Source organism: Pseudomonas putida, assembly GCF_028682475.1.
Taxonomy (GTDB): Bacteria; Pseudomonadota; Gammaproteobacteria; order Pseudomonadales; family Pseudomonadaceae; genus Aquipseudomonas; species Aquipseudomonas putida_AG.
On record NZ_JANHLE010000019.1, the window covers coordinates 22900 to 49713 of the forward strand.

General features: G+C 63.0%; 25 protein-coding genes and 1 pseudogene. 19 read left to right on the plus strand and 7 right to left on the minus strand.

Features of this window, described 5'->3' with window-relative positions; genetic code table 11:
• Positions 1-55: 55 nt before the first annotated feature.
• Positions 56-652 carry a MarC family protein gene (locus NPS47_RS16600; RefSeq protein ID WP_274295922.1) on the plus strand — a complete coding sequence of 199 codons (597 nt, stop codon included), beginning with the start codon at positions 56-58 and terminating at the stop codon, positions 650-652.
• Here the strand turns inward: NPS47_RS16600 and NPS47_RS16605 are convergent.
• From NPS47_RS16605 to cobG, 7 genes are all read right to left on the minus strand, one after another.
• Positions 630-1301 (minus strand): hypothetical protein, encoded by a 672-nt coding sequence (locus NPS47_RS16605; protein WP_274295923.1) that lies wholly within the window; start codon positions 1299-1301, stop codon positions 630-632. The two genes, NPS47_RS16600 and NPS47_RS16605, sit on opposite strands and share 23 nt — an antisense overlap.
• Positions 1298-2026: a hypothetical protein gene (locus tag NPS47_RS16610; protein WP_274295924.1), complete on the minus strand. Its 729-nt coding sequence runs from the start codon at positions 2024-2026 to the stop codon at positions 1298-1300. The genes NPS47_RS16605 and NPS47_RS16610 overlap by 4 nt, the downstream gene beginning before the upstream one ends.
• A 28-nt stretch (positions 2027-2054) precedes the next feature.
• Positions 2055-2759: a hypothetical protein gene (locus tag NPS47_RS16615; protein WP_274295925.1), complete on the minus strand. Its 705-nt coding sequence runs from the start codon at positions 2757-2759 to the stop codon at positions 2055-2057.
• 107 nt (positions 2760-2866) lie between these two features.
• On the minus strand, positions 2867-4567 hold the full coding sequence (cobJ, locus tag NPS47_RS16620; protein WP_274295992.1) for a precorrin-3B C(17)-methyltransferase: 1701 nt from the start codon (positions 4565-4567) through the stop codon (positions 2867-2869).
• A complete protein-coding gene (locus NPS47_RS16625) occupies positions 4567-5301 on the minus strand; it encodes a precorrin-2 C(20)-methyltransferase (RefSeq protein ID WP_425313518.1) in 735 nt (244 codons plus the stop codon). The genes cobJ and NPS47_RS16625 overlap by 1 nt, the downstream gene beginning before the upstream one ends.
• The gene (locus NPS47_RS16630; protein ID WP_274295926.1) at positions 5298-5924 is read right to left on the minus strand and encodes a precorrin-8X methylmutase; all 627 of its coding nucleotides are present in this window, start codon (positions 5922-5924) and stop codon (positions 5298-5300) included. The genes NPS47_RS16625 and NPS47_RS16630 overlap by 4 nt, the downstream gene beginning before the upstream one ends.
• Entirely contained in the window at positions 5917-7254 is a 1338-nt protein-coding gene (cobG, locus tag NPS47_RS16635; RefSeq protein ID WP_274295927.1) for a precorrin-3B synthase, read from the minus strand. Before cobG ends, NPS47_RS16630 begins: the two co-directional genes overlap by 8 nt.
• Positions 7255-7371: 117 nt before the next feature.
• On the opposite strand from cobG, the gene cbiE reads away from it, so the two are divergent.
• The 18 genes and pseudogenes from cbiE to urtD all read left to right on the plus strand — a co-directional run bounded on the left by cbiE (position 7372) and on the right by urtD (position 26808).
• The gene (cbiE, locus tag NPS47_RS16640; protein ID WP_274295928.1) at positions 7372-8583 is read left to right on the plus strand and encodes a precorrin-6y C5,15-methyltransferase (decarboxylating) subunit CbiE; all 1212 of its coding nucleotides are present in this window, start codon (positions 7372-7374) and stop codon (positions 8581-8583) included.
• Positions 8576-9658 (plus strand): annotated as a pseudogene (locus NPS47_RS16645) (cobalt-precorrin-5B (C(1))-methyltransferase); the annotation flags it as partial. The gene cbiE and the pseudogene NPS47_RS16645, both read left to right, overlap by 8 nt.
• Before the next feature lie 98 nt (positions 9659-9756).
• Positions 9757-10473, plus strand: a complete 717-nt coding sequence (locus tag NPS47_RS16650; RefSeq protein ID WP_274295929.1) for a cobalt-precorrin-6A reductase — start codon at positions 9757-9759, stop codon at positions 10471-10473.
• Between the two features lie 529 nt (positions 10474-11002).
• The gene (locus NPS47_RS16655) at positions 11003-11440 is read left to right on the plus strand and encodes an NfeD family protein (RefSeq protein ID WP_274295930.1); all 438 of its coding nucleotides are present in this window, start codon (positions 11003-11005) and stop codon (positions 11438-11440) included.
• 23 nt (positions 11441-11463) lie between these two features.
• The gene (locus NPS47_RS16660) at positions 11464-12321 is read left to right on the plus strand and encodes an SPFH domain-containing protein (protein WP_274295931.1); all 858 of its coding nucleotides are present in this window, start codon (positions 11464-11466) and stop codon (positions 12319-12321) included.
• A 119-nt stretch (positions 12322-12440) separates the two neighbouring features.
• Positions 12441-12827: a DUF2946 domain-containing protein gene (locus NPS47_RS16665; RefSeq protein ID WP_274295932.1), complete on the plus strand. Its 387-nt coding sequence runs from the start codon at positions 12441-12443 to the stop codon at positions 12825-12827.
• A gap of 47 nt (positions 12828-12874) precedes the next feature.
• Complete coding sequence (locus NPS47_RS16670) at positions 12875-13345, plus strand: copper chaperone PCu(A)C (RefSeq protein WP_274295933.1); 471 nt, start codon at positions 12875-12877, stop codon at positions 13343-13345.
• Between the two features lie 19 nt (positions 13346-13364).
• On the plus strand, positions 13365-13805 hold the full coding sequence (locus NPS47_RS16675) for a DUF2946 domain-containing protein (RefSeq protein ID WP_274295934.1): 441 nt from the start codon (positions 13365-13367) through the stop codon (positions 13803-13805).
• A gap of 79 nt (positions 13806-13884) precedes the next feature.
• Positions 13885-15951: a TonB-dependent copper receptor gene (locus tag NPS47_RS16680; protein WP_274295935.1), complete on the plus strand. Its 2067-nt coding sequence runs from the start codon at positions 13885-13887 to the stop codon at positions 15949-15951.
• 58 nt (positions 15952-16009) lie between these two features.
• Positions 16010-17371 (plus strand): PepSY-associated TM helix domain-containing protein, encoded by a 1362-nt coding sequence (locus NPS47_RS16685; RefSeq protein ID WP_274295936.1) that lies wholly within the window; start codon positions 16010-16012, stop codon positions 17369-17371.
• A 141-nt stretch (positions 17372-17512) separates the two neighbouring features.
• Positions 17513-18301: an ABC transporter ATP-binding protein gene (locus NPS47_RS16690; RefSeq protein WP_274295937.1), complete on the plus strand. Its 789-nt coding sequence runs from the start codon at positions 17513-17515 to the stop codon at positions 18299-18301.
• Positions 18298-19245, plus strand: a complete 948-nt coding sequence (locus NPS47_RS16695) for an ABC transporter substrate-binding protein (RefSeq protein WP_274295938.1) — start codon at positions 18298-18300, stop codon at positions 19243-19245. The genes NPS47_RS16690 and NPS47_RS16695 overlap by 4 nt, the downstream gene beginning before the upstream one ends.
• A complete protein-coding gene (locus NPS47_RS16700) occupies positions 19242-20252 on the plus strand; it encodes a FecCD family ABC transporter permease (RefSeq protein ID WP_274295939.1) in 1011 nt (336 codons plus the stop codon). The genes NPS47_RS16695 and NPS47_RS16700 overlap by 4 nt, the downstream gene beginning before the upstream one ends.
• Before the next feature lie 110 nt (positions 20253-20362).
• Positions 20363-21778 carry a D-serine/D-alanine/glycine transporter gene (gene cycA / locus NPS47_RS16705; protein ID WP_274295940.1) on the plus strand — a complete coding sequence of 472 codons (1416 nt, stop codon included), beginning with the start codon at positions 20363-20365 and terminating at the stop codon, positions 21776-21778.
• Between the two features lie 203 nt (positions 21779-21981).
• Positions 21982-23247, plus strand: coding sequence for an urea ABC transporter substrate-binding protein (urtA, locus tag NPS47_RS16710; protein WP_274295941.1), 1266 nt, complete (start codon positions 21982-21984; stop codon positions 23245-23247).
• Positions 23248-23375: 128 nt separating this feature from the next.
• A complete protein-coding gene (gene urtB / locus NPS47_RS16715; protein ID WP_274295942.1) occupies positions 23376-24872 on the plus strand; it encodes an urea ABC transporter permease subunit UrtB in 1497 nt (498 codons plus the stop codon).
• Positions 24872-25951: an urea ABC transporter permease subunit UrtC gene (gene urtC / locus NPS47_RS16720; RefSeq protein ID WP_274295943.1), complete on the plus strand. Its 1080-nt coding sequence runs from the start codon at positions 24872-24874 to the stop codon at positions 25949-25951. Before urtB ends, urtC begins: the two co-directional genes overlap by 1 nt.
• Positions 25952-25986: 35 nt before the next feature.
• Positions 25987-26808: an urea ABC transporter ATP-binding protein UrtD gene (urtD, locus tag NPS47_RS16725; RefSeq protein ID WP_274295994.1), complete on the plus strand. Its 822-nt coding sequence runs from the start codon at positions 25987-25989 to the stop codon at positions 26806-26808.
• Positions 26809-26814: the final 6 nt, after the last annotated feature.

The following is a 26814-nucleotide window of genomic DNA, read 5'->3' on the forward strand; positions in this document are numbered from 1 at the left end:
CCTCAGACCCCTGATACACTTGCTTGACGTCCCCTCTCCGTCGCGAGCTCAGACCATGCTCCATGAGTTGTTCAGCGTCTACCTGAAAATGCTCGTGCTCTACAGCCCGTTCTTTGTGCTCTCCTGCTTTATCAGCCTGACACGTGGCCACTCCAGCAAGGAGCGCAAGCAACTGGCCTGGCGGGTGGCATTCGCCGCGTTGATCGCCAGCGTGGTGCTGTACCTGTTCGGCAGGCAGATCTTCGGGGTGTTCGGCATCACCCCCGATGCCTTTCGCATCGGCGCCGGCAGCGTGCTGTTCATTTCTGCACTGGCCATGGCCCAGGGTAAGTCCGCGGTACAGACTGACAATGTTCAGCAGGACGTCACCATCGTCCCCCTGACCATTCCCCTGACCGTCGGCCCAGGCACCATCGGTGCCCTGTTGGTGATGGGCGTCGGCCAGCCAGAGTGGGCGGACAAACTCCTGGCCATCGTCAGCATCGCCCTGGCCAGCTTCACCGTCGGTCTGGTGCTCTATCTCTCACACCGGATCGAACGGATTCTCGGCGATCAGGGTTTACAGATCGTCAGCCGCTTGATGGGCTTGTTCGTCTGCGCCCTGGCGGCACAGATCATCTTCAGCGGGATCAAGGGTTACCTGGCCTTGTAAGCGGAACGTTCTTCACGTCCTGCAGATTTTGCCGGGCCGTGCTGATCATGACTTTGTTCCGCCATTCCTGCCTGAACAAGCGGATGTTGAAGCGCACCCGCTCCAAGGCGTTGGCAGTCACTTGCACAGCATTGTCGCGTTGGGCGAACAAAAAGCGCTGGGCGAAATTTCTGGCTTTCAGCTCCTGATGGTAGAGCACGATATCGATGTGGCTGCCCACCCGGGTACAGAGCAGCAACTGATAAATGGCCGTATCCTTTTCTTTGCTCACCGCATGGTCTTCGAAACAGCTGAGGGCCTCGCCATTTTCGGCCAGACTCTGCAACGCCTGTCCGCTGACAATGGCCATCTGCTGCGAAGCCAGTTGGCCTATATGGGCGACGGCTTCCTCAGCCAGCGGCCCGGGCTGTGGCCCTGGCACATAGCTGTCGGGAGCCGGCGTTGCGTCCCAGCCCAGAAACTGCAAACGCTTTTTGTAGTTGGGCAACCAGTCCATGTTCAGCTTCGCATCGCGCTCGGCCCGCGCAATGCGCTGGGCGAACAGATTGGCAAGAATCACGTCCTGTTGATCTTCAACGCTCATCGTTGGCAAGAATGCCGTCAAACTGCCAGAAACCACCGCAGCATTGGCTACAAAAACTTCACTCATACCGCACCCTCCCGGACACTGACGGGCATGACATACATGGCTCGAATGGTCTCCAGTCGTTTCTCCAGCAGCGCTCTGACCCCCGAGAAAACGCCAGGGAACAATTCGCCGACAAAACTTCGTGTGACCTGATGGCTGATCTCCTCAACCTTCAATTCCTGGGTTAACCATTGCCCCTCCATGGGCTGGCTGGTTTCCAGGAAAATGCTGCTCGACACCACACACAAGCCAGGCAGCACCACCCGCAATTCAAAAGCAAGACGGGTGATCGGTTCGACGCTTGGGGCCTGTACGCGCTCCAGCGCTTCTGTGCTCAACACCTGCAGAGCGGGATGCGTAACAGGCAACGCTTGAACCATCGCCAGTGCGTCGTTCAAGGCAGGTAACAGCTGTGTGGGCAGCAACGCGTTCAACTCATGCCTGGCAATCGCCAAGGGCGTACCGGGCACAGGCCCCTTCACGACCTTGGTCTTCTCGGCAGAGGCACTGACAACCCAACCCAGCCCGGTGTGCCTGTCCATATAGGTGCCATGCCACTGCTTGTTTTCACCCAGCAACAAGCACTCGGCTGAAGCGTTAAGCCAGGCAAACAGTTGCGCGTCGATGGCATCGTGGCGCTCACGCTCGTCAAGATCAGCGCTCAGCAGCAACAGGCAGTTGCCGGACAGTACCAATGAAAAACCCTGCGTATGCATTTCAATCCTCCCTGTGCAAAGCAAACGCACCGGCGACCGTAGTCGCCGGTGCCCGCCATCACGAGCGTTTTTTCGGCTCGATTGACAGGGTGAGCACGTCCTTCCTGCTTTTATCGCCTACGCGCTCAATCAGCGTGTCCTTGATCTGGTCATAAAGACCGCGATGGAACGACAAGGCGGCAGCGCCGGTGTAGGTATCCGAGTGGCTGGAGTTCCACTCAAAGACCAGGACATTGGTCTTGCCCGGAGGGGACTCAGTGCTCTGCATGCAGCCGACGCTCAGCATCACTTCACCGTTGGCATGCTGGGTGCACACGGCCATGCTCAGGGCTGTGCCCTCTTTATCGGTATTGGTGCGATCGAATAACTCGGTCGCCTCAGGGTTCTGCGCCAGGGTATCCACCGCATCGCTAGCAACCCCGACCAGTGTGGCTATCGCCGTGGCGCCTCCGGTGGCGTAACTCAGGCCTGCCTGAACGGCCTTGACCAGCAGGTTCTTGACCGACAGATTCTGTGAGCTTGCGACTTCTTTGGTGTACGAGAACTTGATCGGCAGCCAGCCGCAGGTCTGCATGGCCTGCAGGTAGGCCTGGAACCATTGCTGGCCTTCGGTAGTCGGGAAATATTGGGCCGAAGCGGCCAGGGAACTGAACAGATGGCTGTACTTGAGGGCGTCGCTGTTTTCGGTAGACAGCCCGACGAAAACCAGAAGGTCGCCGTTGTTCAACTGGACATTGTTGCCAGCGCTCTGAATTTCACTCATGAGTGCTCTTCCTTGATCATTGATGGGGAGGCCTGCAGTCAGGCCACCCCATCAATCTGATCGGTCAGAGACTCAATGGGCACAGAGAAAAGCGCCCCTCTGAGCGCTCAGGGTTTTTGACCATACCAGCGCGGTGTATACACCCATGGCTGGTGGCCCGGACGCTCGAACGCAACCGTGGTCGAGGAGCCGATCAGCACCATGGTTCGCATGTCCACATCTTCCGGGGTCAAGGCCTGCAACGGGAGGACACGCAGCGTCTGCCCTGGACGACCGATGTCACGGCCAAGGACTACAGGCGTTGTCCCCAGGCGGTGCTGGCGTACGATCTCCAGCGCCCGCCCCAGCTGCCAGGGCCGTGAGCGCGAGATCGGGTTGTAGAACGCCAACGCCAGATCGGCCTGACAAGCCAGATCCAGACGCTTCTCGATGATCGACCAGGGTTTGAGGTTGTCCGATAGCGACAGCACGCAGAAGTCATGCCCCAGCGGCGCCCCGGCCTGAGCGGCAGTAGCCAGCGACGCCGAAACGCCAGGCAGCACCTCCAGATCGACCGCATGCCAGCGGGGATCAGTGGACTCGTGCAATGCCTCAAGCACCGCGGCAGCCATGGCAAATACACCGGGATCACCAGAAGACACCACCACTACCGAACGCCCTTGAGCGGCCAGTTCGAAGGCATGCCGGGCACGCTGCATTTCTTCGCGGTTGTCGGTGCAGTGCATGACCTGGTCTTCCCGGAACGGGCCGGCCATCCGCACGTAGGTTTCATAGCCGAGGATATCGTTGGCCCGAGCCAACTCGGCCTTGACCGCAGGCACCATGAGCTCGGCGGCGCCGGGGCCCAGGCCGATCACCGCCAGGCGACCGCGGGCGCGACCGACCCGCAACGGATCGATGGGTTGACTGGAGACCAGGATCGCCAATGCTTCGCTGACCGGCTGCGGTGGCAGCAACTGTGGCAGCACCTGTGCTGCCAGGTCACTGGCGCTTTCGGCGTGCGGCGCAAAACGTAGGGCAACGCCCAACTCAGCCGCAGCAGCGTGCAAGCCCGGATCGGCCATCAGCGTTTCACTCGCCAACAGGCAGGCCAGCGCAGGCTCGGCGATACGCGCAGCGCGCAGCGCACTGCGTACCTGGGCCACCAGCTCCGGTACGACGGCAGTGACCGCCAGCATGACGCAACGCGGATAGATCACCAGCTCGTGAGCCGAAGCCTCGCGCGCGTCGCAGCCGACATGAATAGCCAGTTGCGCCTGATCGCTGTGCGGCAACTGGGCATCGGCGAGCCAAGGCGCCTCACCGTCGATACGCACCGATTCGCCAGCCAACAGGTCGCTGACAAAACGCTTGCCCAGCTCCAGGTCGGCCAGGGCATAGCCACTGGGCGGGTTGAGCAAACAGGTACCAAAACGCAGCTCACCACTGGTGGTGATTGCCGCCGCCACGCCCAGGCCTGCGGCAATTTCCCGGGCCATGACGTTGACCCCGCCAAGGCCACCGAGCAATGGCACCACGGCGCTGCCATCCTCGGCCACGGCCAGCACCGGTGGCTCGACGCCCTTCTCCAGCAACAGGCTGGCCAGGGTGCGGATAACGATACCGGCGGCGCACAGGGCGATGATCGGCGTGTCCTGTTGATAGAGCTGACGCAAGGTGGCGCCAAACTCCAGATAGCTGCGATCGACGTCTTCGACCCGGCCTTGCAGGCCATGGATCAAGGCGTCCGGATACAGCTGCTGGATCTTGCGGGCGGCGGCCAGGCTGCCTTTGCCGAGAATGATGATCGCCGGTGCTTTGCGAGTCATCATCCCTGCCACCTTTCGCCCGGAACGATGATCAGCGAGAAGTACGGCGACGACTGCGGATCGACGTCATCCAGGGCAACGATTTTCTGGTTGGCCATGGTCGCCCGCTCCACGTACAGCGCGCGCTCGGCCAGACCGAGCTCAGCCAGTACCGCACGAACCTTGGGGAAGTTGCGCCCCAGCTTCATGATCACCGCCGCATCGGCGTCGGCCAGGCGGCGCTTGAGCTCATCGTGCGGCAATACACCGGACAGCACCGACAGGCTCTGGTTGCGATAGACCAGCGGCGCGCCCAGTACCGACGCACCGCCCAGCATCGAGCAGACCCCCGGAATCACCTCGGCATCGTAGCGCTCGGCGAGCCGATCATGCAGGTACATGTAGGAGCCGTAGAAGAACGGATCGCCTTCGCAGATCACCGCCACATCGCGTCCAGCGTCCAGATGGGCAGCCACTTCCAGCGCGGCCTCATCATAAAAATCGCTGATCACCTGTTCGTACGACAGCGGTGCGGGCAGCGCTTCGGTGGTCACCGGGTACACCAGCGGCAGCAGCGTCTGGGCTTCCTGCAGATGGCCTTCGATGATGCCAAAGGCATTGCCGCGCTTGCCCTTGGCGACGAAGTAAGCCACCACCGGCGATTCGCGCAGCAAGCGCAAGGCCTTGACGGTAATCAGTTCCGGATCGCCAGGTCCCACACCCAGGCCAAGCAAACGTCCACGAGCCTGCATCATTCGACCTCCGTGGCCAGGGCATTGACCGCAGCCGCAGCCATGGCGCTGCCACCCAGACGGCCCTGCATGATCACGAAAGGTACGCCACGGCTGTCGGCGGCGAGCATCGCCTTGGACTCGGCAGCACCGACAAAGCCGACCGGGAAGCCGAGAATCAACGCCGGCTTCGGTGCGCCGGCATCAAGCATTTCCAGCAGGTAGAACAATGCGGTCGGGGCATTGCCGATCACCACCACGCTGCCCTCAAGGTGCGGGCGCCAGAGTTCCAGGGCCACCGCCGAACGGGTGTTGCCCAGCTCACGGGCCAGATCCGGCACCTGTTCGTCACGCAACGTACAGATCACCTGGTTATTGGCTGGCAGACGAGCGCGGGTAATGCCCTCCGAGACCATGCGTGCATCGCAGAGAATCGGTGCGCCAGCGGCCAAGGCATCGCGCCCGGCCTTGCCAGCACCTGGCGAGAACTGCAGGCCATCGATCGCATCGACCATGCCGCATGCATGGATCACCCGAACCGCGAGTTTTTCCAGATCGGCAGGAATACGATCGAGCCGCGCTTCCTCTCGAATGATCGCGAAGGAATTGCGATAGATCTCCTGACCATCGCGGATGTAATCAATCATCAAGGGTGCTCCGTGAGCAGGCGTCTAGCAGTGCGCCGGCTTCTTTCAGTGTGAGGTTGCGTGCGCGCAGGTTGCCGAAACCCGGCTGGGCTGCGTCACGCAGATACAAATCGTAGTGGCCCGGGCTTTGCGCCAGCAGGGTCGTCGGGGCGATATGGGCCATGGCGCAGGAACGCGGGCAGCCGCTCAGGTGCACGCTGGCCGGGGCACCGCCGCTCAGCAGCGTGGCCAGCACGCGGGCATCGCCCTTGGTTTCAGCCTGGGCCTTGGCGCAACCGGCAGAGCCGGTGCAGGCCACCAGGCGGGCCAGTTTTTCATCTACCGAGCACAGCAAGCCAAGCCGGGCCAGGCCAGCACTGACAGCAGCTGCATGGTCTTGGGAAACATTGGGCAGCAACAGGCTCTGCCAAGGTGTCATGCGCAGGCTGCCATCGCCCAGATCGCGAGCCAGTTGAGCAGCGCCGCGCAGCATCGATGGATTCAGACGCCCCAAAGGCGCAGCCGCACCGACGGCGCTCAGGCCCGCTTGCCGCTGTGGATAAATCCCCAGATAACCGCTGCCTGCCGTTGCCGTGCGGCGCCATTGCAAGACAGCCAGGTCACGACGGATCGGCAGGTTTAGTCCTGCGACAAAATCGTCTGGCGCACACTCGGTCAGCAATTGACGCATGCGCGCCTGCTCAGGCCGGGCCAGATCGAGGAAGCGATTGAGTACCGCCAGCACCAGCTCATGCCCCTGCGCCAGAGGCACGGCGCCCAAGGGTGAGTCGTGTGCCGGGCAACCTGCCAGGCCAAACGCCAACCACGGCTCACCGTCCAGATGCACGGCGCTGAGCCACAGGTCATGAGGATGTTCGAGCATCGCCAGCGCTTCGCCGCCATCGAGCTGCACGGCGAACTTGGCCGACAGCTGATGAAAGCGCGGGGTGGTTTCCAGCGCCTGCAACACCTGCGCCGCTAAAGGGCGGGTGTCGAACAGCATCTGTGGATCGACACCGGCTACCGGACTGAGCATCAGGTTACGCACATCGTCACCCGCCGCATCGCGCGGGCCCAGGCCGGCTGCCAACAACCAGTCGATCAGCCCGGCCTGTTCGTTGCCGATGCCACGGATCTGCAGGTTGCCGCGGTTGGTGGCCTCGATCTCGCCGCTGGCAAAACGCTCGGCGGCGGCGGCGACCGCGTCGGCCTGGTCAGCCGTGAGCGCACCGCCGGCCAGCTTGATCCGGCAGATGCCACCGTCTTTGGCCTGGACAATACGCAGCAACCCCGGACAGGCCGAGGGGCGCAGCGAAGCGTGGGGCTGGTGGGCCGATACAGGCTGGTTCAAAAGGTCACCCGACAATCGTGAAAAGGCACTTCAGTGTAGAAGGCGCGGTATTATGCCTGCTTTGTCCGAAGGCATGAAAAGCCTGCCGGTCGGATTGCCGGGTATTGAGGGAAACGCATGTCGCCGTGGCTGACTGTAGTAGGTATCGGAGAAGACGGCTTCAGTGGTCTGGGCAAGAATGCCCGGCGCGCGCTGCTGGGCGCTTCTCGGGTGTTTGGCGGCCAGCGTCAGCTGGATCTGCTGCCACGCTGCATCCGCGGCGAACGCCTGTTATGGCCTAGCCCCTTCTCCCTCGCGCCCGTGCTGGCCTTGCGCGGCGAACCGGTGTGCGTGCTGGCCAGCGGTGACCCGATGTTCTTCGGTGTTGGCGCAAGCCTGGCCCGTCAGTTCGACACCGATGAGATGAGCGTGTTGCCGATGCCCTCGTCCTGCTCGCTGGCGGCTACGCGCCTGGGCTGGCCTTTGCAGGAGGTGACGACGCTGTCTGTGGTGGCTCGGCCGCTTAGTGCCCTCAATGCCCACCTATACAGCGGTGTACGCCTGCTGGTGCTGAGCAACGATGGCAGCAGCCCGGCGGCGATTGCCGCGTTACTGCGTGAACGCGGCTTCGGGCCGAGCCGGATGCAGGTCTTCGAGCACCTTGGCGGGAGCGCCGAGCGCTGCCTTGAAGGCACTGCCGGGCACTGGCCGCACACCGGGATTGCCGACTTGAACCTGGTTGCCATCGAATGCCTGGCCGCGCCCGATGCACCGCGCCTGTCGCCCCTGGCCGGGTTGCCGGACAGCGCCTTCAAACATGACGGCCAATTGACCAAACGCGATGTCCGCGCCATCACCCTCGCCCGCCTCGCGCCGCAACCGGGTGAGTTGCTCTGGGATGTCGGTGCTGGCAGCGGCTCGATCGGCATCGAGTGGATGCGTGCTCATCCCAGCTGCCGGGCGCTGGCGATTGAGTCCGATGACGGTCGTCAGCAACTGATCGAGCACAATCGCGATGCCCTCGGCGTCCCCGGCCTGCAGCTGATCCGCGGGCGTGCTCCGCAAGCGCTGCAAGGCCTGGAACGTCCGGATGCGATCTTCATCGGCGGCGGTGTCACCCGTGAAGGTGTACTGCAACACTGCTGGGAACAATTGCGTCCGGGCGGCCGCCTGGTGGCCAATGCCGTCACCCTGCAAAGCGAGCTGACCCTGGTCAGCTGGCGCGAACAACATGGCGGTGAACTGACCCGCATCCATATCGCCCAGGCCCAGCCCCTGGGCGAGTTCGATACCTGGCGTCAGGCCCTACCGATCACCCTGCTAGAAGCGATCAAACCCGCTGATGCGTGACGAGACCCAGGAACACCCCGCCCCGCTGCGCAGCGGCCTGACCACCGGCAGCTGCGCCACCGCCACCAGTCTTGCTGCGGCGCGCCTGCTGCTGACTGGGGCACAGCACGACGCCGTGCAAATCACCTTGCCCAAGGGCAAGCAGGTGCAGATGCGCCTGGAGTTCTGCCGCCTGTTCGAGGGCGGTGCCGAAGCCGGCACCCTCAAGGATGCCGGCGACGACCCCGATGTCACCCACGGCGCCTTGCTCTACAGCCGCGTGCGCCTGCAGGCTGAACCCGGCGTGCGCTTTGTCGCCGGCACAGGCGTGGGCACTGTAACCCGCCCCGGTCTGGTCCTGGCGGTGGGCGAACCGGCGATCAACCCGGTGCCACGGCGGATGATGACCGAGCACCTGCAGCAGCTGGCCGGTGAGTGTGCGTACAACGGCGGTTTTGAAGTCACGGTGAATGTGCAGGACGGTGAAAGCCTGGCGCTGAAAACCATGAACCCGCGCCTGGGGATTGTTGGCGGCCTGTCGATTCTCGGTACCAGCGGCATCGTCCGGCCCTTCTCCTGCTCGGCCTACATCGCCTCGATCCACCAGGGCATCGATGTGGCGAAAACCAACGGCTACCTGCACATCGCCGCCTGCACCGGCAACGCCAGCGAAGACACCATGCGCCGGGTGTACAACCTCCCGGAAATTGCCCTGATCGAAATGGGCGACTTTGTTGGCGCGGTGCTCAAACACCTGCGCAAAGTGCCTGTGGATAAACTCAGCCTGTGCGGCGGCTTCGGCAAGATCAGCAAGCTCGCGGCCGGGCACATGGACCTGCACAGCCGCCACTCCAGCATCGACTTGCCGCAGTTGGCCGAGTGGGCGGCAGCCATCGGTGCCGACAGCGACTTGCAAGCCGCAATTCGCCAGGCCAACACCAGCCAGCAGGCGCTGGCCATGGCCAGCGCTGCGGGCATCGCCCTGGGTGATGCGGTCTGCGCCCATGCCCTGGCCTTTGCGCGCAGCGTAGTGCCTGCCCAGGTGCAGGTAGAAGTGTTTGCCATCGACCGCCAGGGCGGGATTGTTGGCCATGCTGCTCACCCCGGTGGGAGCGAGCTTGCCTCGCGATGCGATTTGACTGACAACATGCAATCGCGGGGCAAGCCCGCTCCCACCGAGGGGTAAGCAACTGTATGAGACGTATCTTACTGCTCGGTGGCGTCACCGAGGCATTGACCATTGCCCGTACCCTGGGCCCGGAACATGTCTACAGCCTGGCCGGAATCGGCCGGGTGCCCAGTGACTTGAGTTGTCAGGTGCGGGTTGGCGGTTTTGGTGGGGCCGAGGGTCTGGCTGCTTATCTGCTCGCCGAGAAGATCGACTTGCTGATCGACGCCACTCATCCTTATGCCGCGCAGATCAGCGCCAACGCCGCCCGCGCCGCACAGCTCAGCGGTATTCCCTGCTGGGCCCTGCGACGGCCGGCCTGGCAGGCGCAAGCCGGTGATGACTGGCGCGAAGTGGCTGGCTGGGACGAATTGATCGCAGCCCTGCGGCCGTTCCGACGTCCGCTGTTCACCCTTGGCCGCGAGCCCTTGCAGCACCTGGATGAAATCCCGCCGCAACAGTTCTGGACCTTGCGTGCCCTGGAAGCCTGCCCGGGTAATGTGCGTTGTGAAGTCATCGGCGCACGCGGACCGTTTCACCTGGAAGACGAACGTGAGCTGTTCGAGCGTCGGCAGATTGATGTGTTGATCAGCAAGAACAGTGGCAGCACCGCCACCGAGCCCAAGCTGGAAGTCGCAAGAGAGCGTGGTGTACCCGTGCTGGTGCTGAAGCGGCCCGAGTTGCCGGTGGTGGACAGGGAATTCTTTGCTGTTGATGAGATGGTCGCTGCACTCGCTCGGTAACGTATATCCCGTTGACATGTACCCGACGCAGCTTAAGCTCGGAAAACATTCACGTATTCCGGGAGGCCATCCATGGAGCACGGTGCGGTTTTCAACGAGACTTGGGACAGCTGGTTCGAGGGTGAGTGCGTCACTCCGGACTTCATGTTTTCTCGGGAGCAGCAGACTGATCAAGAGCGTGCTCCTGAAATACCCGTAGAAAACAGGACTGAAGACGATTGAACCCTGTGGGAAGCCAGCGTTGCTGGCGATGCCCGGCGCAGCAGGGCCAGGGGCGCTACGCGCCCCATCGCCGGCAAGGCCGGCTCCCACTTAGACAGTTGTCGAGCGGACGCGGGGGGAGAAACCGAGGCGGCCAGACCGAAGCCTGCCCGCGCACAGCAGCCATACAACACCCGCAGGAAGTTCCTAAAGACACGAAATCTGAAGCTTCAGAGCCGCCCCACAGCTGTTTCAGAATTTTCTGAATGGTTCAATCGTCACCCGCTGCCTTACACTACGCCCTCTCCCCCTGGAAGAATTCGCCCATATGGAAATGCAATGGTGGATCTGGCTGGTGTTCGGTTTCGGCCTGATTGTGCTCGAACTCGTTCTACCGACCTTCTTCATTCTCTGGTTCGGCATCGGTGCCGTACTGGTGTCGTTCATCGCCTACCTGGCCCCGAGCCTGCAGCTCGACATGCAGGTGCTGCTGTGGGTGGCGCTCTCGTCCATCACCACGCTGCTGTGGTTCAAGGTGTTGCGCAAGAAGAAGCCCGACACCCGCTGGACCGCCGACGAAGTAATCGGCGAAGTCGGCCTGCTCACCGCTACGGTTTCGGAATTCAACAAAGGCCGCGTGCGCTTCCAGAAGCCCATCCTCGGCAACGAGGAATGGGTCTGCGTCGCCGATGCCGAGATCCCCTCGGGCGAGCGCGTACGCATCACTGCCATCGAAGGCAATACTGCCCGGGTTACCCGGGCCTGATCAGCAAAAGGAAAGCTTGATTCATGACCAGCCTCATCGTCGCCGCTACCCTCGCCGCGTTTGTCATCATCACCTTGTTCAAAGGGGTGCGCATCGTGCCTCAGGGCGAGGAGTGGATCGTCGAGCGCCTGGGTCGCTACCACGCCACCCTCAAGCCCGGCCTGAACATCGTCATTCCCTACATGGACGTGGTCGCCTACCGCCTGCCGACCAAGGACATCATCCTCGACGTGCAGCAACAGGAAATCATCACCCGCGACAACGCGGTCATCGTCGCCAATGCGCTGTGCTTCGCCAAGGTCGTCGACCCGCAGAAAGCTGCCTACGGCGTGCAGGATTTCACTTACGCGGTCACCAGCCTGACCATGACCTCGCTGCGCGCCATTGTCGGTGCCATGGACCTGGACGAAGCACTCTCCAGCCGCGAACAGATCAAGGCGCGGCTGCGCGAAGCGATGTCGGAGCAGACTGAAGACTGGGGCGTGACCGTACGCTCGGTGGAGATCCAGGACATCAAACCGTCGGAAAACATGCAGTCGGCCATGGAACGCCAGGCCGCTGCCGAGCGTGAACGTAAAGCCGACGTCACCCGTGCCGAAGGTGCCAAGCAGGCCGCCATTCTCGAAGCCGAAGCCCGCCTGCAATCGGCCAAGCTGGATGCCGAAGCGCAGATCAACCTGGCCGAAGCCTCGGCCCGCTCGATCACCCTGGTCAGGGACGCAGTTGGCAGCGAGATCACCCCGGCGATGTACTTGCTGGGCGAACGCTACATCGGTGCGATGGAAAACCTGGCCGGCAGCGACAACGCCAAAGTCGTGGTGCTCCCGGCTGACCTGCAGGAAACCGTGCGTGGTTTGATGGGCCGCAACAAGGCTGTTTGACCCTCAGCTACAGTGTAAAAGCCGGGCCCATGCGACACTTCATCGCATGCCCGGCTTTTTTACATATACTTGCAACTCTGGCTAAATAGCCATCATTCGATTCCTGACCGGATCTCTCCATGCCATCACATCGGCTTGCCCATGCCTGGATCGCCTGCTTTGCAGTGCTGTTCAATCTGCTGGCCATGCCGTTGTCCGCTGCCGCGCCAAAAAGCCAGAGCGAACAATTGCTCTGGGGCGCGTTCTGCTCCACTGGCGGCACCAAGCTGATCGCCATTTCTCTAGGCTCGCCGGACGGCAGCCAACAGAACGATGATCACTCGACCATGCAGCATTGCTGGTGCTGTTCCGGCGCTGCGCCGCTGCTGGCGCTGCCTGGGCACGCTCCACGCTTGCTGCTGCCGGCCCAGGACTTTGCCCGCCCTCAGGTGCTGCTCAGCGCCAACCAGCCGACCCCGCGTCAACTGTGGCCGGAGCTCAATCCTCGCGCCTCCCCTCTGGTCTGATTTCACTACGCTCACCGTTGCGAACCTGAATCGACTGGAGAATCACCATGTTCAAGAACGCCCTGCTGCTGGCTGCCCTGTTGCTGCCGGCAACCTTTGCCACTGCCCACGAATACACCAAGGGTGACCTGCATATCGCCCATCCGTGGTCGCAGGAACTGCCGCCCAACGCGCCTAACGTTGCCGCCTACTTCGTCGTCCACAACAACGGCACGAGCGCCGATACGTTGCTCAGTGTCGACAGCCCGATCAGTGACGATGCCCAGCTGCATGAGCATGTGCACAAAGACGGCTTGATGAAAATGCAGCAGGTGCAGAGCGTCGAAGTGGCCCCTGGCAAAGACCTGGTGTTCGCCCCCGGTGCCTACCACGTGATGCTGATGCAACCCAAGGACCGCAGCCTGCTCACCGACGGCAAACATTTCCCGTTGACCCTGCATTTCAAGAACGCCGGCGATATCACCGTCGACGTCGCCGTGCAGAAGCAAGCGCCCGAGGACGCTGCACACAGCCACTGACCGCTGAACGCTGCTCACCATGAGCATCGCCCGCAGCAGCCTCAGCCGCCCCGCGCGCCCTGATTCAAGAAGGGTTCGCGGCAGCTGGTTGAGCCTGTTCGCCATGTTGATGATCTTTATCGGCCCACTGGTTTCCCAGTCGATGCCGATGGATCACCGTGCCCTGTCGAAAGACATGGGCATGGGCATGAGCATGGCAATGTCCATGGACAGCAGCGCTGATTGCCATGGCGACAGCCCTCACAACAGCAATCCCTCGCTGCATGTGATCTGGGAGAAATGTGGCTACTGCAGCCTGTTCTTCCACTGCCCGGCACTGCCTCAGGCCCTGAGCCTGCTCAATACCGAGGCAGCCCCCGCCACCAGCACCCTGATCGTCCACACTCGCCAGGGCCATGCCCGGCAGCCCGTTTTCCCCGGGGCCCGGACCCGCGCGCCACCGCCCTTCATCGTCGTCTGAACACACACTTCGCACTCAAGGCTCGGCCCTGCGCCGCTGACTTTGTGTGCCCTCATGACTGATCGATGTTGGAATCACTATGTCCAGCTGTACTGCTGTCTTTCGTTTGTCCCAGCGTGGGACCCTCGCCGTGATCTGCGGCACCCTGCTCAGCCCCTTCGCCCTGGCCGCCGGCCAGGCGGTTGACGAACACGCTCACGACAACGCCGAACTGAGCCCGACGGTAATCACCGCCGTCGCCCCCAGCTCACCACTGACCATCGTCACCAACCCCAAGGACCCGCGCCAACCGGTGCCAGCCAGCGATGGCGCCGACTACCTGAAAACCATCCCCGGCTTTTCCGCGATCCGCGCTGGCGGCACCAATGGCGACCCGGTACTGCGTGGCATGTTCGGCTCACGCCTGAACATCCTCACCAACGGCGGCGTGATGCTCGGTGCCTGCCCCAACCGGATGGACGCCCCCACCTCCTACATCTCGCCGGAAACCTATGACCGCCTGACGGTGATCAAAGGCCCGCAAAGCGTGATCTGGGGCCCGGGCGCATCGGCCGGGACCATCCTCTTTGACCGCGACCCGGAGAAATTCGGCGAGCTGGGCAGCCGGGTCAACGCCAGCCTGCTGGCCGGTTCCAACGGGCGCTTCGACAAGGTCGTCGACACGGCTGCGGGCAACCAGCTGGGTTATGTGCGCTTTGTCGGCAACCAGTCGCACTCGGATGATTACGAAGACGGCAATGGCGACACCGTGCCGTCGCGCTGGGACAAATGGAACGGCGATGTCGCCCTGGGCTGGACCCCCGATGCCGACACGCTGGTGGAGCTCACAGCCGGCAAGGGTGACGGTGAAGCCCGCTACGCCGGGCGTGGCATGGACGGCTCGCAGTTCAAGCGCGAAAGCCTCGGCCTGCGCTTTGAGAAGTCCAATATCGGCGAGGTCTGGGACAAGCTCGAAGCCCAGGTCTACTACAACTACGCCGACCATGTGATGGACAACTACAGCCTGCGCACACCCTCGGGCACGGGGATGATGGGCATGCCGATGGTCAGCAACGTCGACCGCCGCACCCTCGGTGGCCGGGTCAAGGGCACCTGGCGCTGGAGCGAGCTGCAGCTGATCGCCGGCGTCGATGCACAGACCAACGAGCACCGCCAGCGCGGCGGCATGGGCATCGATGTGCACAAGGAGATGCCCTGGACCAAAGACGCCGACTTCCACAACTACGGCATGTTCGGTGAACTGACCTGGTACGCCGCCGAGCAGGATCGCCTGATCAGCGGTGCACGCCTGGATCGCGCCTCGGCCAAAGACTATCGGGAAACCAGCGCCACCAACGGCGATACCCGCGCCGACACCCTGCCCAGCGGTTTTGTCCGCTACGAGCATGACCTCGTCGAGATCCCCGCCACCACCTACGTCGGCCTCGGCCACGCCGAACGCTTCCCGGATTACTGGGAGCTGTTTTCGCCCAAATCGGGGCCAGCCGGTTCGGTCAATGCTTTCGACAGCATCAAGCCGGAGAAAACCACCCAGCTGGACTTCGGTATCCAGTACCAGACCGAAGACCTGCAGGCCTGGGCCTCGGGCTATGTCGGACAGGTGCGCGATTACATCCTGTTCTACTACCCCACCAACAGCATGGGCAAATCCAGCTCCCAGGCGCAGAACATCGACGCGCGCATCATGGGTGGTGAACTGGGCGCAGCCTATATGTTGACCTCCAACTGGAAAGCCGACGCCACCCTGGCCTACGCTTGGGGCAAGAACAGCAGTGATGGCACGGCGCTGCCACAAATGCCGCCTCTGGAGAGTCGCCTGGGACTGACCTACAGCCGTGACAACTGGAGTGCCGGGGCTTTGTGGCGGGTCGTCGCGGAGCAGAACCGCGTGGCCGAAAACTACGGCAACGTGGTCGGCAAGGACTATGAGAAGAGCGCGGGCTTCGGGGTGTTCTCACTCAATGGCAGCTACAAGGTCAGCCAGCACCTGAAGCTCAGTGCCGGAGTCGACAACCTGTTCGACAAGGCCTACGCCGAGCACCTGAACCTGGCGGGCAATGCCGGCTTTGGCTATCCCGCGAGCGATCCACAGGCCATCAATGAGCCGGGGCGCACGCTCTGGACCAAGGTCGACCTGAGTTTCTGATCCATTACCGGGGCGCGATCATCGATCGCGCCTTTTCTGCACAACATGGGAGCACACCATGAGCAAACCGCCGATTAGTTTCTACAACCTGGCCTGGCGTTGGCACTTTTATGCGGGGCTGTTCGTCGCCCCGTTCATGATCCTCCTGGCGATCACCGGGATCATCTACCTGTTCAAGCCGCAGCTCGATCCCTTGCTCTACCGCGACCTGATGGTGGTCGAGGCCGGGCACCACACGCAAAGCGCTGACAGCTTGCTCAAGCAGGTGCATGAGGCCTACCCCAAAGGCCAGGTCAGCCAGTACCTGCCAGCCGTGGCCGCTGACCGCAGCGCGCAGTTCGTGGTCAAGGATGCAGGCCGTGAACTGAATGTGTTCATCAACCCCTATGACGGCGCCCTGCTGGGCGAGCAGGACGCGAAAAACAACCTGCAAGCGGTCGCCCGCGCCCTGCATGGCGAGTTGATGATCGGCACCGTCGGCGACCGTCTGGTGGAACTGGCCGCTGGCTGGGGCATCGTCCTGGTGGTCTCCGGCCTGTACCTCTGGTGGCCGCGCGGCAAGCGTTCGGCCGGCGTGCTCTGGCCACGCCTGAATGCCCGCGGACGCCTGCTCTGGCGTGACCTGCATGCCGTCACCGGATTCTGGGGTTCGGCCCTGCTGCTGTTGATGTTGCTCAGCGGCATGACCTGGACCGGCTTCTGGGGCGCCAAGTACGCCGATGTGTGGAACACCTTCCCGGCAACGATGTGGAACGATGTGCCGAAGTCCGATCAACAGGCCCGCGAACTCAACAGTGCTACTCGCCAGACCGTGCCCTGGGCGATGGAAAACACGCCGATGCCGCAGTCCGGCGCCCATGCCGAACATGCCGGGCACAGCATGGGTGCAAGTGCACCCGCCGCCCCGCAGGTCAGCCTGCAACAAATCCAGGAGCTGGCCAGCACCCGCGCGGTCGAACCGGGTTACAGCATCACCCTGCCGACCAGCGCCGGCGGCGTGTACACCATTGCCGTGTTCGCCGACGATCCGCGCAATGACGCCACCCTGCATGTCGACCAGTACACCGGCAAGGTCCTGGTGGATGTGCGCTGGCAGGATTACAACAACGTCGCCCGCGCCACCGAGCTTGGGGTGATGCTGCATGAAGGCAAGATGTTCGGCCCGCTCAATCAGATCATCATCCTGGTGGTGTGCCTGATGATTCTGCTCGGTTCGGTCAGCGGTCTGGTGATGTGGTGGAAGCGCCGCCCTGAAGGCGGACTGGGTGTGCCGCCGTTGCGGCACGACCTGCCGAAATGGAAAACCGCGATTGTGATCATGGTTGCCCTGGGCGTGGCGTTTCCGCTGGTGGGCGTTTCGCTGCTGGCCGTTTGGGTGCTGGACTGGGGAGTGTTGTCGCGAAGACTGCAGAGCGCCTGATTTCTGGGATGGCAGTCTCCGGTGGGAGCGGGCTTGCCCCGCGATGCGATGCGGCTGACAAACCGCAATCGCGGGGCAAGCCCGCTCCCACCGATTGCCCACCCGCTGCTAACATACGCGCCCGCTTCCGACAGGACTGTCATGAGTACCCTGAGCATCAGCGACCTGCACTGGTCGCCCCTGGGCCACGGCCATTGTCATCACCAGTTCCAGCTGCGCGCGGTCGATCTGCAGGTCAGGGCGGGGGAATTCGTCGGCCTGATCGGCCCCAACGGCAGTGGTAAGACCAGCCTGCTGCGCTGTGCTTATCGCTTCAACAAGCCCGAGCGTGGCCAGGTGCGTCTGGATGAACATGACCTGTGGCGGCAATCGCCGCGCTGGTGCGCCCAGCGTATCGCCGTGGTCCTCCAGGAGTTTCCCGATGCCTTCGGCCTCAACGTCGAAGAAGTGGTCGCCATGGGCCGTACCCCGCACAAGGGCCTGTTCGACGGCGACAATGACGAGGACCGCCAGTTGGTCAAAGCGGCGCTGCTCGCGGTCGGCCTGCAGGGCTTCGACGACCACGCCTTTGCCAGCCTGTCGGGCGGTGAAAAACAGCGGGTGATCCTCGCCCGGGCGCTGGTTCAGCAACCGCAGCTGTTGATCCTCGACGAGCCGACCAACCACCTCGACCCGCGCTATCAGCTGGAACTATTGCAACAGGTGCGCCGCCTGGGCATCGGCACGCTGGCGAGCATTCATGACCTGAACCTGGCGGCCGCCTTCTGCGATCGCCTGTACGTTCTCGACCATGGGCGCATTGTCGCCAACGGCACGCCAAGCGAAGTGCTCACCACCGAGCTGCTGCACGATGTTTTTGGTGTGCAGGCACTGATCGACCGTCACCCACTCGCCGACCACCCACGCCTTACCTGGATAACCCAGCGATGATTCGTACTACCCTGCTTCTGCTGCTGGGCCTGCTTGCCAGTACCAGCGTCTTCGCCGAGGCGAGCCAATACCCGTTGACCATCCAGAGCTGCAACCGTCAGGTGACCTTCAACAAGGCCCCCGAGCATGCCCTGAGCCATGACATCAACATGACCCAGATGATGCTCGCCCTCGGCCTGCGCCAGCGCATGGTCGGCTACAGCGGGGTCAGCGGCTGGAAGGCGGTCACCCCTGAACTGCGCAAGGAACTCGACGGGCTGCCGGAACTGGCCAGCAAGTACCCGTCGGTGGAAACCCTGCTCAACGCCAATGTCGACTTCTTCTTCGCCGGCTGGGATTACGGCATGCGCGTCGGTGGCGACCTCACGCCACAGACCCTGGCGCCGCTGGACATCCCGGTGTACGAGCTGACCGAGTCCTGCGCCTTTGTCATGAAACGCCCGGCGGCCAGCCTCGACGATACCTACAACGACCTGCGCAACCTGGGGCGGATCTTCGATGTACAGGAGCGCGCCGAGCAGCTGATCGGCCAGATGCAACAGCGCATCGCCGTCGTCCAGCAGCAACTGCCTGCACAGCGCCCACGAGTGTTCCTGTACGACAGCGGTGAAGACCGCGCCATGACCTCCGGGCGCCTGGGCATGCCACAGGCACTGATCGATGCCGCCGGTGGCCGTAACGTCCTGGACGATATCGAGGCCAGCTGGACCCGGGTGAACTGGGAAAGCGTGGTCGAGCGCAACCCCGAGGTAATTGTCATCGTCGACTATGGCGAGATCAGCGCCGCGCAAAAACAGGCATTCCTCGAACAGCACCCGGCCTTGCAGTCGGTATCGGCGATCCGCAACAAGCGCTTCGTGGTGATTCCTTACGTGGGCGCGACGCCGAGCCTGGAAAACGTCGAGGCCATCGAAGCCATCGCTGCAGGCCTGCACGACACATGAGTCGCTATCGTCTGCTGCTGCTCGGCCTGATCGGCCTGCTATTGGTGTCCTGCGTCGTGTCGCTGGGCTTTGGCGCGGCACCGGTTCCGGTTGAGGTGGTATGGCGGGTGCTATTGTTCAAGGTCTTCGGCGTCGCCCCGGAAACGCCGGCCTGGAGCACCGGCCAGGAACATATCGTCTGGCTGATCCGTGTGCCGCGCATGTTGCTGGCGGCCTTGGTTGGCGGCGGCCTGGCGATGATCGGTGCGGTGTTGCAGGCAGTGACACGCAACCCCCTGGCCGACCCGCACCTGCTCGGCGTGACCTCCGGTGCCACGCTTGGCGCGGTGCTGGTAGTACTGCACATCGGTGAAGTACTCGGCCTGCTGACCTTGCCGTTGGCGGCCTTTATCGGCGCGCTGTGCAGCATGCTGCTGGTGCTGGCGATTGCCAGCCGCCATGGCCGCCTGGACAGCGACCGCCTGCTGCTGTGCGGGGTGGCGGTGGCCTTTGTGATGATGGCCATCGCCAACCTGCTGCTGTTTCTTGGCGATCACCGCGCCAGTTCCGCGGTGATGTTCTGGATGCTCGGTGGCCTGGGCCTGGCGCGCTGGGAGCTGCTGCCGATCCCGGCCATCAGCGTGTTGCTGGGCCTGACTCTGCTGCTGGGCATGGCCCGCGCCCTGAATGCGCTGATGGCTGGCGAACAGACGGCGGTGACCCTCGGTTTGAATGCCCGCTCGGTGCGTCTGCTGGCCTTCCTGATCTGCTCGTTGCTGACCGGCGTGCTGGTGGCGATCAGTGGCTCGATCGGTTTTGTCGGCCTGATGGTCCCGCACATTGCCCGACGCCTGGTCGGTGCCGAACACACCCGCCTGCTCCCGGTGTGCCTACTGCTCGGCAGCCTGTTCCTGATCTGGGTCGATGTTGCCGCGCGCACGCTGATCTCGCCGGAAGACTTGCCCATCGGCATCGCCACTGCCGCCATCGGCGGTCTGTTCTTTATTGGCCTGATGCGCAAGCGTTGATCATCGTCAACCACGCTTTGGTCTTGAGACGTATTGTCGCGGTTGCGCCAGGAAGGCGCGTGTTAGCCTAACGCGCACAAGAGAACTGTATTGAACGGAATGCCTAGCCTATGACCGCGAACCTGTCCACGCAACACCCCACGCCTGACGAACACGAACACCTCGAACGCAGCCTGTCCAACCGCCATATCCAGTTGATCGCCATCGGTGGCGCCATCGGCACCGGCCTGTTCATGGGCTCGGGCAAGACCATCAGCCTCGCCGGTCCGTCGATCATCTTCGTCTACATGATCATCGGCTTCATGCTGTTCTTCGTCATGCGCGCCATGGGCGAACTGCTGCTGTCGAACCTGCAATACAAGTCGTTCATCGATTTCTCCGCCGACCTGCTCGGTCCCTGGGCGGGCTACTTCACCGGCTGGACCTACTGGTTCTGCTGGATCATCACCGGTATCGCCGATGTCATCGCGATCTCCGCCTACTCCCAGTTCTGGTTCCCCGACCTGCCCCAGTGGGCGCCGGCGCTGGCCTGTGTCGGCCTGCTGCTGTCGCTGAACCTGATCACGGTGAAGATGTTCGGCGAAATCGAGTTCTGGTTCGCCATGATCAAGATCGTCGCCATCCTCGCCCTGGTCGGCACCGGCCTGTACATGGTCCTGGTCGGTTTCGAATCGCCCGCCGGACGCACCGCCAACCTGGCCAACCTGTGGAACGATGAGGGCATGTTCCCCCATGGCCTGATGGGCTTCTTCGCCGGTTTCCAGATTGCCGTGTTTGCCTTCGTCGGTATCGAGCTGGTGGGCACCACTGCCGCCGAGGCGAAGAACCCCGAGCGCACCCTGCCGCGCGCGATCAACTCGATTCCGGTACGGATCATCATCTTCTACGTGCTGGCGCTGATCACCATCATGGTGGTGACGCCATGGCGCGACGTGGTGCCGGGCAAGAGCCCGTTCGTTGAACTGTTCGTGCTGGCGGGGCTGCCTGCGGCGGCGAGCATCATCAACTTCGTGGTCCTGACCTCGGCCGCTTCTTCGGCCAACAGCGGTGTGTTCTCCACCAGCCGCATGCTGTTCGGCCTGGCCCAGCAAGGCGACGCCCCGCGCAGTTTCGAACACCTGTCGAGCCGCAAGGTGCCGGCCAACGGTCTGTACTTCTCCTGCACCTGCCTGTTGCTTGGTGCGGCGCTGATGTATGTGATTCCAGACCTGATCGAAGCCTTCACCCTGGTGACCACGGTGTCGGCGATCCTGTTCATGTTCGTCTGGACCCTGATCCTGCTGTCGTACCTGAGCTTCCGCAAAAACCGCTCCGCCCTGCATCAGGCGTCGAAGTACAAAATGCCGGGCGGACGTTTGATGTGCTACGTGTGCCTGACCTTCTTCGCCTTCATCCTGGTGCTGCTGAGCCTTGAGAACGATACCCGTCAGGCGCTGATCGTCACGCCGCTGTGGTTCCTGCTGCTGGCCGTGACCTATCAGTTCGTGCGGCGCAATCGCCAAGCGTTGGCGACCCAGCAGAACTGAGCCCAGCCGGTTGCGCACCAGCGCGGCGCAACCGGCTGCACCGCCTCCCCCGTTCAGCCCCAGGCCGGTGCAAGCATTTCCATTTTCTCCCCACAACGCCCGTGCCAGAGCCTTCAACGGTTCCGGCACAGCCTTTGCTAAAGCTCTCTCCCGAAGTCGCCATCTGCCTTACCCGCACATTCGAACTCAACGGAGAGAGCACTATGAAGCGTCGCAGTCTGATCAAGGCCTTCACCCTCAGCGCGTCCATCGCGGCGATGGGCCTGAGCTGGAGCATCCAGGCCGCCGAGACCATCAAGGTCGGCATCCTGCATTCGCTGTCCGGGACCATGGCGATTTCCGAGACCTCGCTCAAGGACATGGCCTTGATGACCATCGAGCAGATCAACGCCAAGGGCGGCGTCAACGGCAAGCTGCTGGAGCCGGTGGTGGTCGACCCGGCGTCGAACTGGCCGCTGTTCGCCGAGAAGGGCCGCCAGCTGCTGACCCAGGATAAGGTCGCGGTGGTGTTCGGTTGCTGGACCTCGGTCTCGCGCAAATCGGTGCTGCCGGTGTTCGAGGAACTCAACGGCCTGCTGTTCTACCCGGTGCAGTACGAAGGTGAAGAAATGTCGCCAAACGTCTTCTACACCGGCGCCGCGCCGAACCAGCAGGCGATCCCGGCGGTGGAATACCTGATGAGCGAAGACGGCGGCGCGGCCAAGCGCTACTTCCTGCTCGGCACCGACTATGTCTACCCGCGCACCACCAACAAGATCCTGCGCGCCTTCCTGCACAGCAAGGGTGTAGCCGACAAGGACATCGAAGAGGTCTACACCCCGTTCGGCCACAGCGATTACCAGACCATCGTCGCCAACATCAAGAAGTTCTCCGCAGGCGGCAAGACGGCGGTGATTTCCACGGTCAACGGTGACTCCAACGTGCCGTTCTACAAGGAACTGGCCAACCAGGGCCTGAAAGCCACCGACGTACCGGTGGTGGCCTTCTCGGTGGGTGAAGAAGAACTGCGCGGGATCGACACCAAGCCGTTGGTGGGGCACCTGGCGGCGTGGAACTACTTCGAGTCGGTGGATAACCCGGTCAACAGCCAGTTCGTTGCCGACTGGAAAGCCTACGCCAAAGCCAAAAACCTGCCGGGCGCCGACAAGGCGGTGACCAACGATCCGATGGAAGCCACCTACGTCGGTATCCACATGTGGGCCCAGGCGGTCGAGAAGGCGGGCAGCACCGATGTGAACAAGGTTCGCGAAGCGCTGGCCGGACAGACCTTCAAGGCGCCGTCGGGCTACACCCTGACCATGGACAAGAGCAATCACCACCTGCACAAGCCGGTGATGATCGGCGAGATTCAGGACGACGGTCAGTTCAATGTGGTCTGGGAAACCGGGCAGCCACTGCGGGCACAGCCTTGGAGTCCGTTCATTCCGGGCAATGACAAGCGTCCGGATTATGCGGTGAAGGGTAACTGATAGCCCCGGGGCCGCTGTGCGGCCCATCGCTGGCAAGGCCAGCTCCCACAATGTTCGGTGCACACAGTACCTGTGGGAGCCGGCCTTGCCGGCGATGAGGCCAACAAGAACACCACAAGGAATCCGTCATGCCCAAGGCTCTCCTGTGCCTTTTCCTCAGCCTCGTGCTGCTGCCCCTGGCCGCCCAGGCCAGCGACGCCGACTACTTCATCGCCGCCAAGGCCAACGAGCAGGCGCGCCTGCTGCAGGACTGGGCCGCGCAACCGGACCCGGCTCGCCTCGAACTGCTGACCTCCCTGCAGCAAGGCCGCCTCAGCCCCACCGACACCCGCAAACTGCGCCTGAACAATCGCCTGCGTGGCCTTGTCGATAACGCTCTGGCCAGTCATCAACTGCTCAGCACCGACGCCAGGCTGCGTCTGGCCGCCGCCCAGCAACTGCAAAAAAGCGCCCAGCCGCCACAAGTCGCCTTCCTCGACCGGCGCTTCGCCAGTGAAACCGATGCCGCCGTGCATGCGGCCCTCGGCCTGGCCTTGGCCAATCTGCAGTTAGCCGCCAGCGACCCGGCAGTGCGCCTGGCCGCCGTACGCCTGCTCGGCGAAACCGGCGACCCCATGGCCCGCACGCGCCTGGAAGCCCTGCTTGAGCCGGGTGTGGAAACCGACAGCAACGTGCGCACCGCCGCCGAAACCAGCCTGGCCCAGGTCAAGCGCAAGCTGCTGTTCGGTGAACTGCTCGGCCAGGCCTTCAGTGGTTTGTCGCTGGGCTCGATCCTGCTGTTGGCCGCCCTGGGCCTGGCAATCACCTTCGGCCTGCTCGGGGTGATCAACATGGCCCACGGCGAGATGCTGATGCTCGGCGCTTACGCCACCTATGTGGTGCAGGTGCTGATCCAGCGCTACGCACCAAGCGCCATCGAGTTCTATCCGCTGATTGCACTGCCGGTGGCCTTCGCCGTCAGCGCCGGGGTCGGCATGCTGCTGGAACGCACGGTAATCCGTCACCTCTACGGCCGTCCGCTGGAAACCCTGCTGGCGACCTGGGGCATCAGCCTGATCCTGATCCAGGCCATCCGCCTGCTGTTTGGCGCGCAGAACGTCGAAGTGGCCAACCCGGGCTGGCTCTCCGGCGGTATTCAGGTGCTGCCGAACCTGGTCCTGCCCTACAGCCGTATCGTCATCATCGGCTTCGCCCTGTTCGTGGTGTTGCTGACCTGGTTGCTGCTCAACCGCACACGCCTGGGCCTGAACGTGCGCGCCGTCACCCAGAACCGCAACATGGCCGCCTGCTGCGGCGTGCCCACCGGGCGCGTGGACATGCTCGCCTTTGGCCTCGGCTCGGGCATCGCCGGGCTCGGTGGCGTGGCCCTGAGCCAGATCGGCAACGTCGGCCCGGACCTGGGCCAGAGCTACATCATCGATTCCTTCCTGGTGGTGGTGCTCGGCGGTGTCGGTCAACTGGCCGGCAGCCTCTGGGCCGCCTTCGGCTTAGGGATAGCCAACAAGCTGCTGGAGCCGCAGATCGGTGCGGTGCTCGGCAAGATCCTCATCCTTGCGCTGATCATTCTGTTCATCCAGAAACGCCCGCAAGGCCTCTTCGCCCTCAAGGGACGGGTAATCGACTGATGAACCAGCCTCTGCTTGTTACCGCCAGCCAGAAGGCCGGCCCGCGCTGGACAGTGGCCATTGGCGCTGTTGTCCTGCTGGTGCTGCTGGCCCTGCCGTTGTTGTCGTTGCTGCCCGATGGCCACGGCCTGCAGGTCTCGGCCTACACCCTGACCCTGGTCGGCAAGATCCTCTGCTACGCCATTGTCGCTCTGGCGCTGGATCTGGTCTGGGGCTATGCCGGGTTGCTGTCGCTGGGCCATGGACTGTTCTTCGCCCTCGGCGGCTATGCCATGGGCATGTACCTGATGCGCGAAGCGGCGGGCGACGGTCTGCCAGCGTTCATGACCTTCCTGTCGTGGACCGAGCTGCCCTGGTACTGGGCCGGCACCCAGCATTTCGCCTGGGCCCTGTGCCTGGTGGTGCTGGCGCCCGGATTGCTGGCCCTGGTGTTCGGCTTCTTCGCCTTTCGCTCGCGGATCAAGGGCGTGTATTTCTCGATCATGACCCAGGCCCTGACCTTCGCCGGCATGCTGTTGTTCTTTCGCAACGAGACCGGTTTTGGCGGCAACAACGGCTTCACCAACTTTCGCAGCATCCTCGGTTTTCCGATTACCGCGCCAAGCACTCGTGCGGTGTTGTTCCTAATGACTGTCGCGCTGCTGGTAGCCAGCCTGTACCTGGGCTGGCGCCTGGCGCGGAGCAAGTTCGGCCGGGTGCTGACCGCGCTGCGCGATGCCGAGAACCGGCTGATGTTCTGCGGCTACGACCCACGTGGCTTCAAGCTGTTCGTCTGGGTCCTCAGCGCCGTTCTCTGCGGCCTGGCTGGCGCGCTGTATGTGCCGCAGGTAGGCATTATCAACCCCAGTGAAATGTCGCCGACCAACTCCATCGAAGCCGCCGTGTGGGTGGCCTTAGGTGGACGCGGCACGCTGATCGGCCCGTTGCTCGGCGCCGGTCTGGTCAATGGCATGAAGAGCTGGTTCACCGTGGCATTCCCCGAGTACTGGCTGTTCTGTCTGGGGGCGCTGTTCATTCTGGTGACCTTGTACCTGCCCAAAGGCGTGGTCGGCCTGTTGAAGAAAAAGGGTGAACAATGAGAGCCATACCACTGCCACCGGTGCACCCGGAATTCATGCTCGAACCGATCCTCGACGCCGGCAGCGGCCGCGATGCCATCGGCCTTGGCCAGGTGCGCGGCGCAGGCCTGGATGCCCGCCACGGCACGGTCCTGACCCTGGAAGACATCAGCGTCAGCTTTGACGGTTTCAAGGCCCTCAACGCCCTGAACCTGTACATCGGCGTGGGTGAACTGCGCTGCATCATCGGCCCCAACGGCGCGGGTAAAACCACCCTGATGGATGTGATCACTGGCAAGACCCGGCCCACCAGCGGCAAGGCCTGGTTCGGCGACACCCTGGACCTGACGCGCATGAGCGAAGTGCAGATCGCCCAGGCCGGCATCGGACGCAAGTTCCAGAAGCCGACGGTGTTCGAGGCCTTGAGTGTGTTCGAGAACCTGGAGCTGGCGCAGAAGGCCGACAAGTCGGTGCTGGCCAGCCTGGTCGCGCGCTTGAGTGGCGAACAAAGGGAGCGTATCGATGAAGTGCTGCAGACCATTCGCCTGACCACCTCAGCCCAGCGTCCGGCGGGTTTGCTGTCGCACGGCCAGAAGCAGTTTCTCGAGATCGGCATGCTGCTGATGCAAGACCCGCAATTACTGCTGCTCGACGAGCCGGTAGCGGGCATGACCGACGCCGAAACCGAGTTCACCGCCGAACTGTTCAAAAGCCTGGCCGGCAAGCACTCGCTGATGGTGGTCGAGCACGACATGGGCTTTGTTGGCAGCATTGCCGACCATGTCACGGTACTGCACCAGGGCAGTGTGCTGGCCGAGGGTTCGCTGGAACAGGTGCAGGCGGATGATCGGGTAATTGAAGTTTATCTGGGTAGGTAATTTAAA